The following is a 14,243-nucleotide window of genomic DNA, read 5'->3' as shown; positions in this document are numbered from 1 at the left end:
CGCCCCAGCGCGGGCGGATTTCGCAACGAGTTTCTGACCGGCTTCATCGCCGGGAATCCTCACCGGAACCCTCTACCGGAAAGCGTATGAAAATCACCATTATCGGCACGGGCTATGTGGGTCTTGTCACTGGCGCGTGTCTCGCCGAGATCGGTCACGACGTTTTCTGTCTCGACGTCGATCCGCGCAAGATCGAAATCCTCAACAACGGCGGCGTGCCTATTCACGAGCCCGGTTTGCAGGAGATGATCGCCCGCACGCGCGCGGCGCGCCGCATCACGTTTTCCACGGATGTTGAAGCCAGCGTCGCGCACGGCGACGTGCAGTTCATCGCCGTCGGCACCCCGCCGGACGAAGACGGCTCGGCCGATCTGCAATACGTGCTCGAAGCGGCCCGCAACATTGGCCGCACGATGAACGGCTTCAAGGTGATCGTCGACAAGTCGACGGTGCCGGTCGGCACCGCGCAGCGCGTGCGCGCGGTGGTCGAGGAAGAACTGGCCAAACGCGGGCTCGCCGGCAGCGCGCAGCATCGCTTCTCGGTGGTGTCCAACCCCGAGTTCCTGAAGGAAGGCGCGGCGGTCGACGACTTCATGCGCCCCGACCGCATCGTGATCGGCATCGACGAAGACGAACCCGGCGTGCGCGCGCGCGAATTGATGAAGCGTCTATACGCACCGTTCAACCGCAATCACGAACGCACGCTGTACATGGACGTGCGCTCGGCCGAGTTCACGAAATACGCCGCCAATGCCATGCTCGCCACGCGCATCTCGTTCATGAACGAGATGTCGAATCTGGCGGACCGCGTCGGCGCGGATATCGAAGCGGTGCGTCGCGGCATTGGCTCGGATCCGCGGATCGGGTATCACTTCCTGTACGCCGGCTGTGGCTACGGCGGCTCGTGCTTTCCGAAGGACGTGCAGGCGCTGATCCGCACGGCCAGCGAAAGCGGCCACAATCTGCGCATCCTCGAAGCGGTCGAGGAAGTGAACCACAAGCAGAAAGACGTGCTGGTGCACAAGATCACGGACACGCTCGGCGACGATCTGAGCGGCCGCACGTTCGCCGTGTGGGGTCTCGCGTTCAAGCCGAATACCGATGATATGCGCGAGGCGCCGAGCCGTCGCCTGATCGCGGAACTGCTGGCGCGCGGCGCTCAGGTGCGCGCTTACGACCCGGTCGCTGTGACCGAAGCGCGCCGCGTGTTCGCCATCGACCTGCATGACGCACCGGAGCAGTTCGCGCGTCTGAGCTTCATGACCACGCAAGACGAAACGCTCACCGGCGCCGACGCCCTCGTGATCGTGACCGAATGGAAAGAATTCAAGAGCCCGGATTTCGTTCATCTGAAATCAGTGCTGAAGTCGCCGCTGATTTTCGACGGCCGCAACCTGTATGAACCGGACGCGATGACCGAGCTCGGCATCGACTACCACTCGATTGGACGCCCTTATGCCCAACCCTCTGAACTTCCGGCCAATGCCTGAGACCGTGCCCGGCGCCCCGCCGTCCACGCCCGCGCCGCAACTCACGGTAGTGCCGCGCGAACAGCTCGGCGCAGCGCGCGTGCTGGTGGTGGGCGACGTCATGCTCGATCGCTACTGGTTCGGCGACGTGAACCGCATCTCGCCGGAAGCGCCGGTGCCGGTCGTGCACGTGCAGCGTCAGGAAGACCGCCTCGGCGGCGCGGCAAACGTCGCGCGCAACGCGGTCGCGCTCGGCGCGCAGGCCGGCTTGTTGTGCGTGGTCGGCCATGACGAACCCGGCGAGCGCATCGTGCAACTGCTGGCCGAAAGCGGTGTGAAGCCGCATCTCGAACGCGATCCGGCGCTCCTCACCACGATCAAGCTGCGCGTGCTGTCGCGCCAGCAACAGTTGCTGCGCGTCGACTTCGAGAACTCGCCGGCGCACGAAGTGCTGCTCGCGAGTCTCGCCCGATTCGACGAACTGCTGCCTTTGCACGACGTGATTCTGATGTCCGACTACGCGAAGGGCGGCCTGACCCACGTCACGCAGATGATCTCGAAGGCGAATGCGGCGGGCAAGCCGGTGCTGGTCGATCCGAAGGGCGACGACTGGGAACGCTATCGCGGCGCCACGCTGATCACGCCGAACCGCGCCGAATTGCGGGAGGTGGTCGGCCAGTGGAAATCGGAAGAAGATCTGATCGCGCGCGTGACGAAACTGCGCACCGATCTGCAGTTCAAGGCGCTGCTGCTGACGCGCTCGGAAGAGGGCATGACGCTCTTCACGGACGGCGGCATCCTGCACGCGTCGGCGGTTGCGCGCGAAGTGTATGATGTTTCGGGCGCGGGCGACACCGTGATCGCCACGCTCGCCGCCATGCTCGGCGCGGGTCTCACGCTGGTCGAGGCGGTCGGGCTCGCGAATCGCGCGGCTGGCATCGTGGTTGGCAAACTCGGCACTGCCACCGTCGACTACGACGAACTTTTTCATTGATGCGGCCCGCCGGTTCCCTCGCTGTGCGCCCATGAGCGGCGCGTAAAAGGGATCCGCGGGGCGTCAACTGGACCTGTCGATTGGAGCTGGTGCAGAGCACTGACTCCGATCCCATGCAAAGCTCTTTACCGCAGGCTCATCATGACCCTCATCGTCACCGGCGCGGCCGGTTTTATCGGCAGCAATCTCGTGAAGGCGCTCAACGAGCGCGGTGAACAACGCATCATCGCCGTGGACAACCTCACGCGCGCGGACAAGTTCAAAAACCTCGTCGACTGCGAGATCGACGACTACCTCGACAAGACCGAGTTCGTCGAACGCTTCAAGCGTGGCGACTTCGGCAAAGTGCGCGCGATTTTCCACGAAGGCGCCTGTTCGGACACGATGGAAACCGACGGCCGCTACATGATGGACAACAACTTCCGCTACAGCCGCGACGTGCTCGATGTTTGCCTCGAGCAGAACATCCAGTTCCTGTATGCGTCGTCGGCGGCAACGTACGGTGGGTCGAGTCGCTTCGTCGAAGAGCGCGAAGTCGAGCAGCCGCTGAACGTGTACGGCTACTCGAAGTTCCTGTTCGATCAGGTGATCCGCCGCGTGCTGCCCACCTCGAAGAGCCAGATTGCCGGCTTCCGTTATTTCAACGTCTACGGGCCGCGCGAAACGCATAAGGCGCGCATGGCGTCGGTGGCGTTTCACAACTTCAACCAGTTCCGCGCCGAGGGCAAGGTCAAGCTGTTCGGCGAATACAACGGCTACGCCGCGGGCGAGCAGACGCGCGATTTCGTCTCCGTCGAAGACGTGGTGAAGGTCAACCTGTTCTTCTTCGACAATCCGGACAAGTCGGGCATCTTCAATCTGGGCAGCGGCCGCGCGCAACCGTTCAACGACATCGCCAGCACGGTGGTCAACACGCTGCGCTCGCTGAACAACGAGCCGGCACTATCGCTCGCGGATCAGGTGCAGCGCGGGTTGATCGAATACATTCCATTCCCCGATGCGTTGCGCGGCAAGTATCAATGCTTCACGCAGGCGGATCAGTCGAAGCTGCGCGCGGCCGGCTACGACGCGCCGTTTCTGAGCGTGCAGGAAGGTGTCGACCGTTACGTGCGTTGGCTATTCGGCCAGGTGTAAATCTTTCGGATCCCTCTTTAAACTGGAATCTCCCGGTTGGTGATGGTCGCCAACCGGTTGTACGAGGGAGATTCCATATGTTTCGAAAAATTCTGGTTACCGCGGCCATGCTGGCCGCATTCGGTCACGCTTATGCGGCGGTCGACGTCAATTCGGCCAGTGAGGATGCGCTGCGTGGCATCAAGGGCATCGGTCCTGCCAAGGCGAAAGCCATTCTCGACGAGCGTGCAGCGCATGGTCCGTTCAAGGACCCGGCCGACCTCGGCAAGCGCGTCAAAGGCATGGGCGGGCATACCGTCGAGCGCCTGCAGGCGGAGGGTCTCGCTGTCGGTCCGGCTGGCGCGGCTGCTAACCCGCAGGCTGCGGCGTCTGCACAGACCAAAGGCGCGGCCGTTCCGGCCGCCACGTCAAAGAACGGCGCCACGGTGGCAGTGAAGAAATAGCCTCACATGGACTCCGCGTGCGGGCGTCGTGATCTGCGCGCAGAGTCCGTTCCCATCGTTTTTCCTTCATGGTCGGAGTTGGCAGGAACGCTCCTTCAGCTGTCATGCAGATGACTGGCTCCCGCGGTACTCAGCCGCGGGTTTTTTGCGTTGCGGGCGCTCACTGGCGGGCGCCTGCATCCATGCGGGCAGAAGGGCCGCACGGCAGCCGCAGGCACGGTGGTTTAGAATCGATGGATTGAAGACTCCGCGCATCGACAGCTCCTGAACCGATATGGCTTACAAAACGATTGAAGACACGATCGGCAATACGCCGCTCGTACAACTCGTCCGGCTTCCCGACGACGAGATCCGCAGCCGCAATAACGTGATCCTTGCAAAGCTCGAGGGCAACAACCCGGCGGGCTCGGTGAAGGATCGCCCGGCGTTGTCGATGATCAAGAAAGGGGAAGCGCGCGGACGCATCAAGCCGGGCGACACGCTGATCGAATCGACCAGCGGCAACACGGGCATTGCGCTCGCCATGGCGGCCGCGGTCCGTGGCTACAAGATGGTGTTGATCATGCCGGAAGATCTGTCGGTGGAGCGACGTCAGAGCATGGCCGCGTATGGCGCGCAGATCGTGCTCACGCCGGTCACGGGCGGCATGGAGTACGCACGCGATCTGGCCGAGCAGATGCAGCGCGAAGGCAAGGGCATCATCCTCGATCAGTTCGCCAATCCGGATAATCCGGCCGCGCACGTCGAAGGCACGGGCCCGGAAATTTGGCGCGACACGGAAGGGCGCATCACCCACTTCGTGTCGTCGATGGGCACGACCGGCACGATCATGGGCGTGTCCACCTATCTGAAAGAGCAGAATCAGGCCATCGAGATCATCGGTGCGCAACCCGAAGAGGGGTCGCGTATCCCGGGCATTCGCAAATGGCCGGAAGCCTATCTGCCGAAGATTTTCGATCGCAGCCGCGTGGACCGCGTCGAGAACGTGAGCCAGGCCGCTGCTGAAGCGATGGCGCGCCGCATGGCGTCGGTGGAAGGGATTTTTGCCGGCATCTCGTCGGGCGGCGCGTGCGAAGTGGCGCTGCGCATCGCACGGCAAGTTGAGAATGCGACGATCGTGTTCATCGTCTGCGATCGCGGTGACCGCTATCTGTCGACGGGTGTGTTTCCCGCGTAAGCGCGTCGCTTAAAGTCTCGCTCGCCAATGAAAAAGCGCCGGTTCAAGACCGGCGCTTTTTTTCATCTCGTCGACTCGCGTGGCGCACCCGGCGCTCTCATCAAAGTTATTGCGAAGCTGCAGCCGGCGGCGCCGCGTTGTTGACGGCGTTCGTCGCGTCGCCGGCTTCCATCTGCGCCTTGACTCGCTGACCCAACTGATACACCGCAAGCGCGTAAAAGAAGCTCCGGTTATAACGCGTCAGCACGTAGAAATTCTTCAAGCCCAGCATGAACTCTGTGCCACGTCCCGGCGAGGGCAGGTCCACCACCGTCACCGGCGTGCCGGCTTCCGACGCGATATCCACACCCGGTTCGTTCAGCAGCAACCCGGCGCGCAGCAATTGATCGAGCGGCCAGTGCGGCTCCGGCTGGCCGTCGGCGGCTGCTTGCGCGACGCCCAGGCTGCCGGCGTCCGAGCCGATCTTCCACACCACCGGCCGGCCGCTTTCCCAACCGTTCTGACGCAGATAATTCGCGACGCTGCCGATTGCATCCGCCTGGCTCGTGCGCAGGTCGATACGCTTATTCCCGTCGTAGCTCACCGCGTATTGCACGATGCTGCTCGGCAGGAACTGCGGAATACCGATCGCGCCGGTGTAGGAGCCGAGCACCGTGGACGGATCGATCTGCGAGTCGCGCGTCCAGACCAGGTAGTCTTCGAGATTCTTGCGGAAGGTCGCCTGGCGATCCGCGCGATTGGCGGTGTTCGGATAGTCGAAGCTGAGCGTGGTCAGCGCATCGAGCACGCGGAAGTTGCCCATGAAGCGCCCATAGATCGTCTCGACGCCGATGATGCCGACGATCACTTCCGGCGGCACGCCGAACTCTTCATAGGCGCGTTGCAGCGTGGCCTGGTTCGTGCGCCAGAAGCGCACGCCGGCATTGATACGGATCTGGTCGAGGAAGCGCGACTGATACACGCGCCAGTTCTTGACCGACGGCGAAGGCGACGGCGTCACGAGCTTGACCGCGGTGGCCGAATAACTCACGCTGGCAAAGAGCGAGTGCAGCGTGGATTCGTCGAAGTCGTAGCGCGCGACCATGTCGTTGATGAACGCGTTGACATCGGCATTGTTCGCGTAGCGCTGCGGGATGATCTCTTCTTCAAACGTTTGCCCTTGCGGCACCGCGGGTTGCGGCTGGCTTTGCGCGAGCAGCACCGGCGCTTTCTTGCCAGCGCTTTGCGCGCTCGCCGGACTGGTTGCCATGAACATGCACGATGCGACGGACAGTGCGGCGGCCATGGTTCTGGAGCGTAGCCGGTTTCGTGCAGACAGAGCAAGCTTGACGGTCATAGTGAGCTAAAGGCGCGTGGCGCAGGAGACAAGGGAAAGACGGGGAAAAACCGATCGGGGCAGTATACCCGACGCCTCCCGCAAAACTGTGCCTGACGCGTCACAGCCGCATCGTGTGGTAACTTGATGAATGTTGGCGCGCCGACGGCGTGCGCCCCTGGATGGAGACATGCCGCGCGCGCCTCGAAGGCGCGACGCCGCAGAAAGAGAATCATGGCAACAGGCTTCTATTCCCACGCCGATTGTCTGCTGCACGACATGGGGCAATGGCATCCCGAATGCCCCGCGCGTCTGCAGGCAATCGAAGATCAGTTGATCGCGAGCCGCATCGACTCCTTGATCGAGCGCGAGTCGGCGCCGCTCGCCGACGATGCCGCGCTGCTGCGCGTGCATACGCAAGCTCACGTCGACTATATTCGCAGCCGCTCGCCCGCTGAAGGCGTCGCCGAAATCGATCCCGATACGACGATGAACCCGCATACCCTGCAAGCCGCGTTGCGCGCGGCGGGCGCCGCGGTCGCCGCGACCGACGCGGTGATCGAAGGCCGTTACGACAACGCCTTCTGCAGCGTGCGCCCGCCCGGCCACCACGCGGAGCCGGCGCGCGCCATGGGCTTCTGCTTCTTCAACAACGTCGCGATCGCCGCGCGTCATGCGCTCGAAGTGCATGGCCTGGAGCGCGTCGCGATCATTGATTTCGACGTGCATCACGGCAACGGCACTGAAGCGGCTTTCTCGGGCGACTCGCGCGTGCTGATGTGCAGCATCTTCCAGCATCCGTTTTACCCGTTCACCGGCGCCGACAATCAGGCGGCCAACATGTGCAACGTGCCGATGCCGGCGCGCTCGAAAGGCATGGCGGTGCGCGAAGCGGTGGACCTGTTGTGGCTGCCGCGCCTGCATGAGTTCAAGCCGGAGATGCTGTTCATCTCGGCCGGCTTCGACGCGCATCGTGAGGACGACCTCGGCAACATGGGTCTCGTCGAAGACGATTACGCCTGGATCACCGATCAGATGCGCGAGATCGCGAAGCGTTATGCGCGCGGGCGGATCGTGAGTTGTCTCGAAGGCGGGTACAACCTGTCCGCGTTGGGGCGCAGCGTGGTCGCCCACGTACGCTCGCTGGCTGGGATCTGAATCGCCAAGTCGCCAGGCCGCGCGGCGCTATCCGCTCAAAACGCGATGAGGAGCGAGCCATGAACGCCGATGCACGCAACGTCTCACTGGTCGAGATCGAACACGACGCGTACGGCGTACGCGGCGTGGTGCGGTTGACGATGAACCGGCCCGACGCCTTCAACGCGCTCTCCGAAGCCTTGCTCGACGACCTGCAGACCGCATTGAGCGAGATCGGGCGCTCGGACGCGCGTGTGGTCGTGATCGCCGGCGCCGGGCGCGCGTTCTGCGGGGGACACGATCTGAAGGAAATGCGCGCGGCGCCGTCGCGGGTTTACTACCAGGCGCTGTTCGCGCGCTGCACGAAGCTCATGATGACGATCCAGCGCTTGCCGCAACCGGTGATCGCGCGGGTGCAAGGCATTGCCACGGCGGCCGGCTGTCAACTCGTCGCGATGTGCGATCTGGCGGTCGCGGCCGACACGGCGCGGTTTGCGGTGTCGGGCGTGAACCTCGGGCTCTTCTGCGCGACACCTTCCGTGCCGCTGTCGCGCAACCTGTCGCGCAAGGCGGCGCTTGAAATGCTGCTCACCGGCGATTTCATCGATGCCGCCGAGGCGAAGCAGCAAGGTCTCGTCAACCGCGTGGTCCCAGCGGATGCGCTCGATGCGGAAATCACGCGGCTCGCCACCAGCATCTGCGCGAAACCCGTCGAAGCCGTGAGCGCCGGCAAAGGCCTCTTCTATCGTCAGTTGGAGATGGGTATCGAAGCGGCTTACCAGCTCGCCGGGCAGACGATGGCCTGCAACATGATGGACGAGTCAGCGCTCGAAGGTGTGCAGGCTTTCATCGACAAACGACCGCCTGACTGGAAGCGCGACGAAAAATAGGCGCGCGTCGTTCAGGCTCCTACCACCATCCGTTTTTCAATCCACTCGACCAAAGCGCCGATCACGCGATCGCGGTCGAGGTCGTTCATCGTCTCGTGATAGCTGCCATCGTGCAGCGTGAGCGTCTTGTCCGGCGAGCCTGCGTGCTGACCGAATTCGCGGCTGCCTTCGGGTTCGGTGAGCTTGTCAGCGGTGCCGTGATAAACGAGCAACGGTACACGCAACCCCGCACGGCCGCGTTCGATGCGCGCCATCGCCAGCAACAGTTCCGCGCCGGTGCGCGCGGGAATCGCGCCGTGATGCACGAGCGGATCGTTGCGATTGGCGTTCACCACGGGCTGAAGGCGCGAGAGCAAGGCGGCGTCGATTTTCATCGCCGGGAAGCTCGGGTAGAGACGGCTGATCACCTGGCTCAGCTTGAGCATCCAGCGCGGCACGTCGCGGCCGGGTGCGAGCGCCGGACTCGACAGAATCAGGCCGTTCAGGCGCCGGCCGCTCTCGTCGAGGCGCTCGATCGCGTAGAGCGCGGCCACGGCGCCGCCCATGCTGTGGCCCATCAGGAAGAGCGGGGCGCAACTTTGCGCGGCGGCGTCGAGCAAGGCTTGCGCGTCCAGCAGATAGTCGTCGAAGCGCTTCACATAGGACCGTTTGCCGGGCGCGTGGCCGTGGCCGCGCAGATCGATCGCCACCAGTTCGATGCCGGCCGCGTTCAGCCGCGCGGCCAATGCCGCATAGCGGCCGGCGTGCTCGGCGAGGCCGTGGAGCAGCGCGACCGTGGCGCGCGGTGGCACGGCGGCGGGCCAGCGGTATAGCGGCAAGTCGACGCCGTCGGCGGTCGTAACCGAGGCGCGCTGCGGTTCGCCGGCGGCGTTCCGGTTGCCCGCGCTGGGCCGCACATTGCTGCTTTGAGATGTCTCCATAACCGCCGCTTATCCTGATTTTGTTCCGCCCGATCATAGTCGCAGCGACCGTGCGCGCGCGAGCCTCTCGCACCGAGCATACCTCTAATGCCCACAGGTTATGAAAAGATCGGAATTGATTATTAAAGGGAATGACGACGCTGCGGTAGAATTGCCGGCTCAAATCCCAATAAAAGCAACGGCGGCCGCTTGTCGGGAGCACACAACGCTCGCTGACAGACTCCGCCGTTTCGTTTTTCCATGATCGAAATACGCAATATCTCCCAGCGGTTCGCCGGGCCCCGGGGCTGGGTCGAGGCGCTGCACAACGTCAATCTGTCGATTCCGGCGGGCGAGGTGTTCGGCATCATCGGCCGCAGCGGCGCGGGCAAGAGTACGCTCGTGCGCACCCTGAACCTGCTGACGCGCCCAAGCGAAGGCAATATCGTCGTCAACGGCCGCGATCTGACGACGCTGCCCGCCGCGCAATTGCGCGAGGCGCGCCGCGAGATCGGCATGATCTTCCAGCACTTCAACCTGCTGTCGTCGCGCACGGTCTACGACAACGTCGCGTTGCCGCTCGAACTCGCCGGCATGAAGCGCGACGAAATCGAAGCGAACGTGCTGCCGCTGCTCGAGTTGGTGGGCCTGTCGGCGCAGAAAGATCGCTATCCGGCGCAAATCAGCGGCGGGCAGAAACAGCGCGTCGGCATTGCGCGCGCTTTGGCAAGCAAACCCAAAGTGCTGCTCTCCGACGAAGCGACCTCCGCGCTCGATCCCGAAACCACGCGCGCGATTCTCGACCTGCTCAAGCGTATCAATCGCGAATTGAACCTGACCATCGTGCTGATCACGCACCAGATGGACGTGATCAAGCAGGTCTGCGACCGCGTCGCCGTGCTGGACGCGGGCCGTGTGGTCGAAGAAGGCAAGGTCATCGACGTGTTCCTGCAACCGCATCACGAAGTGACGCGCGCCCTGATCGGCGACGTGATCGCGCAGGAACTGCCGCCCGCCATGAAGGCGCGCGTCGCGGAACGACTCAAGACCGGCAGCGGCCACTTGCTGCGCCTCGCGTTCACCGGCTCGGGCGTCGATCAGCCGATCCTGTCGGAAACGATCCGCCGCTACGAACTCGACTTCAATATCCTGCACGGCCAGATCGACGAGATCCAGGGGCAGGCGTTCGGCTCGCTCGCGGTGCTCGCGGGCGGCGAACCGACGAAGGTCGCGCAGGCGCTCACGTATCTGCGTGAACAGGGTGTGGTGGTGGAGGAGCTCTCGTATGTTGAGTGAAATGTTCGATATGTTCGTCCAGTCGTTCTGGGAAACGCTCGTCATGGTGGGCATTTCCGGACTGGTCGGCGCTTTGGTGGGTTTGCCGCTCGGCGTGGCGTTGTATCTCACGGATCGTCAAGGCGTCCTGCAGAACATCGCCGTGAATCGCGTGATGGGCGTGATGGTCAACGCGGTGCGTTCGACGCCGTTCATCATCTTGCTGGTTGCGGTGATTCCGTTCACGCGTCTGGTGGTGGGTTCGTCGATCGGGACGGCGGCCGCTGTCGTGCCGCTGACGATCGCCGCCGCGCCATTCATCGCGCGTCTGGTCGAGACTGCGCTGCGCGAAGTGGATCGCGGCTTGATCGAAGCGGCGCAGGCGATGGGCGCGACCACCAGCCAGATCGTCTTCAAGGTGTTGTTGCCGGAATCGCTGCCGGGCGTGGTCGCCGGTTTGACGATTACCTTCGTCTCGCTGGTCGGTTACTCGGCGATGGCGGGCGCGATCGGCGGCGGCGGTCTCGGCGATCTCGGCATTCGCTACGGGTATCAGCGTTTCCTGCCGGAAGTGATGTTGACGGTCGTGGTGATTCTGATCGTCTTCGTGCAGATGGTGCAGTCGTTCGGGGATTGGCTCGTGCGTCGTTTGAGCCATAAGTAAAACAACAACGTCGATAGGTTTGGAAAGGTCCATCATGCAACGTCGTTTCATTCTCAAGCTGGCCGCCGCGCTCGGCGCCGCATCGCTGTTCGCCGCCAATGCGGCTCACGCTGAAGACACGATCAAGGTCGGCGTCACCGGCGGCCCGCACGCGCAGATCATGGAAGTCGTGAAGACGGTCGCGGCGAAGAACGGTCTGAACATCAAGATCGTCGAATTCTCCGATTACGTGCAGCCGAACGCCGCGCTCGCTGGCGGCGATCTGGACGCGAACAGCTACCAGCACGAGCCGTATCTGCAGGCGCAGGTGAAGGACCGCGGCTACAAGCTGATCGGCATCGCGGACACGGTTACGTACCCGATGGGCATCTATTCGAAGAAAGTGAAGACGCTGGCCGAACTGCAGCCGGGCGCGAAGATCGCGGTGCCGAACGATCCGACCAACGGCGGCCGCGCGTTGCTGTTGCTGCAAAAGCAGGGTCTGCTGAAACTGCGTGCCGACGCGGGGCTGAAGGCGACGCCGCTCGACATCGTCGACAACCCGAAGAAGCTGAAGATCGTCGAACTCGACGCCGCGCAGATTCCACGCTCGCTGAACGACGTGGACGCGGCCGCGATCAACACGAACTTCGCGATGGAAGCGGGTCTGAAGCCCAAGCAGGACGCCATCGCGATAGAGGACCCGAAAGGTCCTTACGTAAACATTATCGCAATCCGCGAAGCGGATAAGAATAAGCCGTGGGTCGCCAAGCTGGTCGCGGCGTATCATTCGCCGGAAGTGAAGCAGTTCGTTGAAAGCAAATTCGGCGGGTCGGTCATCACTGCGTGGTGAGCCGGCGGTCCGCAGAGCAAGCAAGATACGACGGCAATGCAAAATTAGAGTCGTAAGGCTTAACCCGGGGTTGTCTCCCGGGTTTTTTCGAGATTAAAATAGAACGATCGTTCGATATTGCCGTCACGCCGCTGAGGAGCGATATCCTCCTGCTAAAGCACCCGCGACAAGGCTGCCATGAGGGCAGTCGCTATAATGTTCGTTGGGTTGACGTATTCGTAACTTTGGAGCGTGTGCATGAAAATCCTGGTGCCAGTCAAAAGAGTGGTCGATTACAACGTGAAAGTTCGAGTCAAGTCGGACGGCACGGGCGTCGACATCGCCAACGTGAAGATGTCGATGAATCCGTTCGACGAAATCGCGGTTGAAGAAGCCGTTCGTCTGCGTGAAGCAGGCGTGGCGACGGAAGTGATCGCTGTGTCCTGCGGCGTGACGCAAGCGCAGGAAACGCTGCGCACGGCGCTGGCGATCGGTGCGGATCGCGCGATCCTGATCGAGTCGTCGCAAGAACTGCAGCCGTTGGCCGTGGCCAAGCTGCTTAAGGCGCTGGTCGACAAGGAACAGCCTTCGCTCGTCATTCTCGGCAAGCAGGCTATCGACGACGATTCGAACCAGACGGGTCAGATGCTGGCTGCTTTGGCTGGTTTACCGCAAGCGACCTTTGCTTCGAAGGTTGTTGTCGCTGACGGCAAGGCAACCGTTTCGCGCGAAGTGGACGGCGGTGCTGAAACGCTGTCTTTAAAGCTTCCCGCAGTTATCACGACGGACCTGCGCCTGAACGAGCCGCGCTACGTGACGCTGCCGAACATCATGAAGGCGAAGAAGAAGCCGCTGGAAGTCCTCAAGCCGGAAGATCTCGGCGTCGATGTCACGCCGCGCCTGACGACGCTGAAGGTCGTCGAGCCGCCCAAGCGCTCCGCCGGCGTGAAGGTGCCGGACGTGAAGACGCTGGTCGAGAAGCTGAAGAACGAAGCCAAGGTGCTGTAAGGGAGACGGACGAAATGACGAATCTGGTAATTGCAGAACACGACAGCGCGTCGATCAAGGCCGCGACGCTGAACACGATTGCAGCCGCGCAGAAGATTGGTGGTGATATCCACGTGCTGGTGGCAGGGCATAACGCGCAAGCCGCAGCTGATGCAGCGGCGAAGATTGCAGGCGTTTCCAAAGTGTTGCTGGCTGACGCGCCGCAACTCGCAGCAGGCCTGGCAGAAAACATCGAAGCCACGGTGCTGAACATCGCGAAGGACTACACACACATCCTCGCGCCAGCAACCGCGTACGGCAAGAACATCACGCCGCGTATCGCCGCAAAGCTCGACGTCGCGCAGATCAGCGATATCACGGCAGTGGACAGCCCGGATACGTTCGAGCGCCCGATCTACGCCGGTAACGCGATCGCAACGGTGCAATCCGCTGATCCGATCAAGGTCATCACGGTCCGCACGACCGGTTTCGACCCTGTCGCAGCCGAAGGCGGCAGCGCATCGGTGGAAAAAATCGAAGCGGCCGCCGACAGCGGCATCTCGTCATTCGTGAGCCGTGAAGTGACGAAGCTGGACCGTCCGGAACTGACGGCGGCAAAGATCATCGTTTCGGGTGGCCGCGGTCTGGGCAACGGCGAGAACTACACGAAGGTTCTGGAACCGCTGGCGGACAAACTGAACGCAGCGCTCGGCGCATCGCGCGCAGCGGTCGATGCGGGCTTCGTGCCGAACGACTATCAAGTGGGACAAACCGGCAAGATCGTCGCGCCGCAGTTGTACATCGCAGTCGGCATCTCGGGCGCGATCCAGCATCTGGCCGGGATGAAAGACAGCAAAGTCATCGTCGCGATCAACAAAGACGAAGAAGCGCCGATCTTCAGCGTCGCCGATTACGGTCTGGTAGGCGATCTGTTCACGCTCGTGCCCCAACTCGTCAGCGAACTCGGTTAAGCGCCGTAGCGCCGCATAAAAGGCGTCTGGCAGCACAGGAAGGGCGCGGGACCGATCAAGTCCAGCGCCCTTTTTTT

The 14,243-nt window shown here is 62.8% G+C and carries 14 protein-coding genes; 12 read left to right on the top strand and 2 right to left on the bottom strand.

Annotation, left to right across the window (positions count from 1 at the left end):
• The first annotated feature begins 86 nt into the window (after window positions 1-86).
• The 5 genes from HF916_RS43995 to cysM all read left to right on the top strand — a co-directional run bounded on the left by HF916_RS43995 (window position 87) and on the right by cysM (window position 5,217).
• Window positions 87-1,490, top strand: coding sequence for a UDP-glucose dehydrogenase family protein (locus HF916_RS43995; RefSeq protein ID WP_168794881.1), 1,404 nt, complete (start codon window positions 87-89; stop codon window positions 1,488-1,490).
• The gene (gene rfaE1, locus HF916_RS43990) at window positions 1,456-2,463 is read left to right on the top strand and encodes a D-glycero-beta-D-manno-heptose-7-phosphate kinase (protein ID WP_240975724.1); all 1,008 of its coding nucleotides are present in this window, start codon (window positions 1,456-1,458) and stop codon (window positions 2,461-2,463) included. The genes HF916_RS43995 and rfaE1 overlap by 35 nt, the downstream gene beginning before the upstream one ends.
• 141 nt (window positions 2,464-2,604) lie before the next feature.
• Window positions 2,605-3,597, top strand: a complete 993-nt coding sequence (gene rfaD / locus HF916_RS43985; RefSeq protein ID WP_168794880.1) for an ADP-glyceromanno-heptose 6-epimerase — start codon at window positions 2,605-2,607, stop codon at window positions 3,595-3,597.
• Between the two features lie 77 nt (window positions 3,598-3,674).
• Window positions 3,675-4,040 (top strand): ComEA family DNA-binding protein, encoded by a 366-nt coding sequence (locus HF916_RS43980; protein ID WP_168794879.1) that lies wholly within the window; start codon window positions 3,675-3,677, stop codon window positions 4,038-4,040.
• Between the two features lie 274 nt (window positions 4,041-4,314).
• A complete protein-coding gene (cysM, locus tag HF916_RS43975; protein WP_168794878.1) occupies window positions 4,315-5,217 on the top strand; it encodes a cysteine synthase CysM in 903 nt (300 codons plus the stop codon).
• A gap of 106 nt (window positions 5,218-5,323) precedes the next feature.
• On the opposite strand, the gene mltB is transcribed toward cysM, so the two are convergent.
• The gene (mltB, locus tag HF916_RS43970) at window positions 5,324-6,472 is read right to left on the bottom strand and encodes a lytic murein transglycosylase B (protein WP_206001983.1); all 1,149 of its coding nucleotides are present in this window, start codon (window positions 6,470-6,472) and stop codon (window positions 5,324-5,326) included.
• 294 nt (window positions 6,473-6,766) lie between these two features.
• On the opposite strand from mltB, the gene HF916_RS43965 reads away from it, so the two are divergent.
• Both HF916_RS43965 and HF916_RS43960 read left to right on the top strand, forming a co-directional pair.
• Window positions 6,767-7,690, top strand: a complete 924-nt coding sequence (locus HF916_RS43965) for a histone deacetylase family protein (protein WP_168794876.1) — start codon at window positions 6,767-6,769, stop codon at window positions 7,688-7,690.
• Between the two features lie 59 nt (window positions 7,691-7,749).
• Window positions 7,750-8,559 (top strand): enoyl-CoA hydratase, encoded by an 810-nt coding sequence (locus HF916_RS43960; protein WP_168794875.1) that lies wholly within the window; start codon window positions 7,750-7,752, stop codon window positions 8,557-8,559.
• A gap of 11 nt (window positions 8,560-8,570) precedes the next feature.
• On the opposite strand, the gene HF916_RS43955 is transcribed toward HF916_RS43960, so the two are convergent.
• On the bottom strand, window positions 8,571-9,479 hold the full coding sequence (locus HF916_RS43955; protein ID WP_168794874.1) for an alpha/beta hydrolase: 909 nt from the start codon (window positions 9,477-9,479) through the stop codon (window positions 8,571-8,573).
• A 240-nt stretch (window positions 9,480-9,719) separates the two neighbouring features.
• Here HF916_RS43955 and HF916_RS43950 point away from each other — a divergent pair, with 240 nt between their 5' ends.
• The 5 genes from HF916_RS43950 to HF916_RS43930 all read left to right on the top strand — a co-directional run bounded on the left by HF916_RS43950 (window position 9,720) and on the right by HF916_RS43930 (window position 14,166).
• On the top strand, window positions 9,720-10,754 hold the full coding sequence (locus HF916_RS43950) for a methionine ABC transporter ATP-binding protein (protein ID WP_168794873.1): 1,035 nt from the start codon (window positions 9,720-9,722) through the stop codon (window positions 10,752-10,754).
• Window positions 10,744-11,397, top strand: a complete 654-nt coding sequence (locus tag HF916_RS43945) for a methionine ABC transporter permease (protein WP_168794872.1) — start codon at window positions 10,744-10,746, stop codon at window positions 11,395-11,397. Before HF916_RS43950 ends, HF916_RS43945 begins: the two co-directional genes overlap by 11 nt.
• Window positions 11,398-11,431: 34 nt before the next feature.
• Window positions 11,432-12,229: a MetQ/NlpA family ABC transporter substrate-binding protein gene (locus HF916_RS43940; RefSeq protein ID WP_168794871.1), complete on the top strand. Its 798-nt coding sequence runs from the start codon at window positions 11,432-11,434 to the stop codon at window positions 12,227-12,229.
• A 237-nt stretch (window positions 12,230-12,466) separates the two neighbouring features.
• The gene (locus tag HF916_RS43935) at window positions 12,467-13,216 is read left to right on the top strand and encodes an electron transfer flavoprotein subunit beta/FixA family protein (protein WP_168794870.1); all 750 of its coding nucleotides are present in this window, start codon (window positions 12,467-12,469) and stop codon (window positions 13,214-13,216) included.
• Between the two features lie 14 nt (window positions 13,217-13,230).
• Window positions 13,231-14,166: an electron transfer flavoprotein subunit alpha/FixB family protein gene (locus tag HF916_RS43930; protein WP_168794869.1), complete on the top strand. Its 936-nt coding sequence runs from the start codon at window positions 13,231-13,233 to the stop codon at window positions 14,164-14,166.
• Window positions 14,167-14,243 lie beyond the last annotated feature (77 nt).

Source organism: Paraburkholderia aromaticivorans (assembly GCF_012689525.1).
Classification (GTDB): Bacteria; Pseudomonadota; Gammaproteobacteria; order Burkholderiales; family Burkholderiaceae; genus Paraburkholderia; species Paraburkholderia aromaticivorans_A.
The sequence above is the reverse complement of the archived record's forward strand: the minus strand, read 5'-3'. Positions and strand labels throughout refer to the sequence as shown.

Excerpts from the sequence above, each read along its gene's own strand:
- HF916_RS43950 (WP_168794873.1), top strand. The coding sequence starts at position 9,720 with ATGATCGAAATACGCAATATCTCCCAGCGGTTCGCCGGGCCCCGGGGC.
- HF916_RS43935 (WP_168794870.1), top strand. The coding sequence starts at position 12,467 with ATGAAAATCCTGGTGCCAGTCAAAAGAGTGGTCGATTACAACGTGAAA.
- rfaD (WP_168794880.1), top strand. The coding sequence starts at position 2,605 with ATGACCCTCATCGTCACCGGCGCGGCCGGTTTTATCGGCAGCAATCTC.
- HF916_RS43980 (WP_168794879.1), top strand. The coding sequence starts at position 3,675 with ATGTTTCGAAAAATTCTGGTTACCGCGGCCATGCTGGCCGCATTCGGT.
- HF916_RS43930 (WP_168794869.1), top strand. The coding sequence starts at position 13,231 with ATGACGAATCTGGTAATTGCAGAACACGACAGCGCGTCGATCAAGGCC.
- HF916_RS43960 (WP_168794875.1), top strand. The coding sequence starts at position 7,750 with ATGAACGCCGATGCACGCAACGTCTCACTGGTCGAGATCGAACACGAC.
- HF916_RS43945 (WP_168794872.1), top strand. The coding sequence starts at position 10,744 with ATGTTGAGTGAAATGTTCGATATGTTCGTCCAGTCGTTCTGGGAAACG.
- HF916_RS43940 (WP_168794871.1), top strand. The coding sequence starts at position 11,432 with ATGCAACGTCGTTTCATTCTCAAGCTGGCCGCCGCGCTCGGCGCCGCA.
- HF916_RS43965 (WP_168794876.1), top strand. The coding sequence starts at position 6,767 with ATGGCAACAGGCTTCTATTCCCACGCCGATTGTCTGCTGCACGACATG.
- mltB (WP_206001983.1), bottom strand. The coding sequence starts at position 6,472 with ATGTTCATGGCAACCAGTCCGGCGAGCGCGCAAAGCGCTGGCAAGAAA.
- cysM (WP_168794878.1), top strand. The coding sequence starts at position 4,315 with ATGGCTTACAAAACGATTGAAGACACGATCGGCAATACGCCGCTCGTA.
- rfaE1 (WP_240975724.1), top strand. The coding sequence starts at position 1,456 with ATGCCCAACCCTCTGAACTTCCGGCCAATGCCTGAGACCGTGCCCGGC.
- HF916_RS43955 (WP_168794874.1), bottom strand. The coding sequence starts at position 9,479 with ATGGAGACATCTCAAAGCAGCAATGTGCGGCCCAGCGCGGGCAACCGG.
- HF916_RS43995 (WP_168794881.1), top strand. The coding sequence starts at position 87 with ATGAAAATCACCATTATCGGCACGGGCTATGTGGGTCTTGTCACTGGC.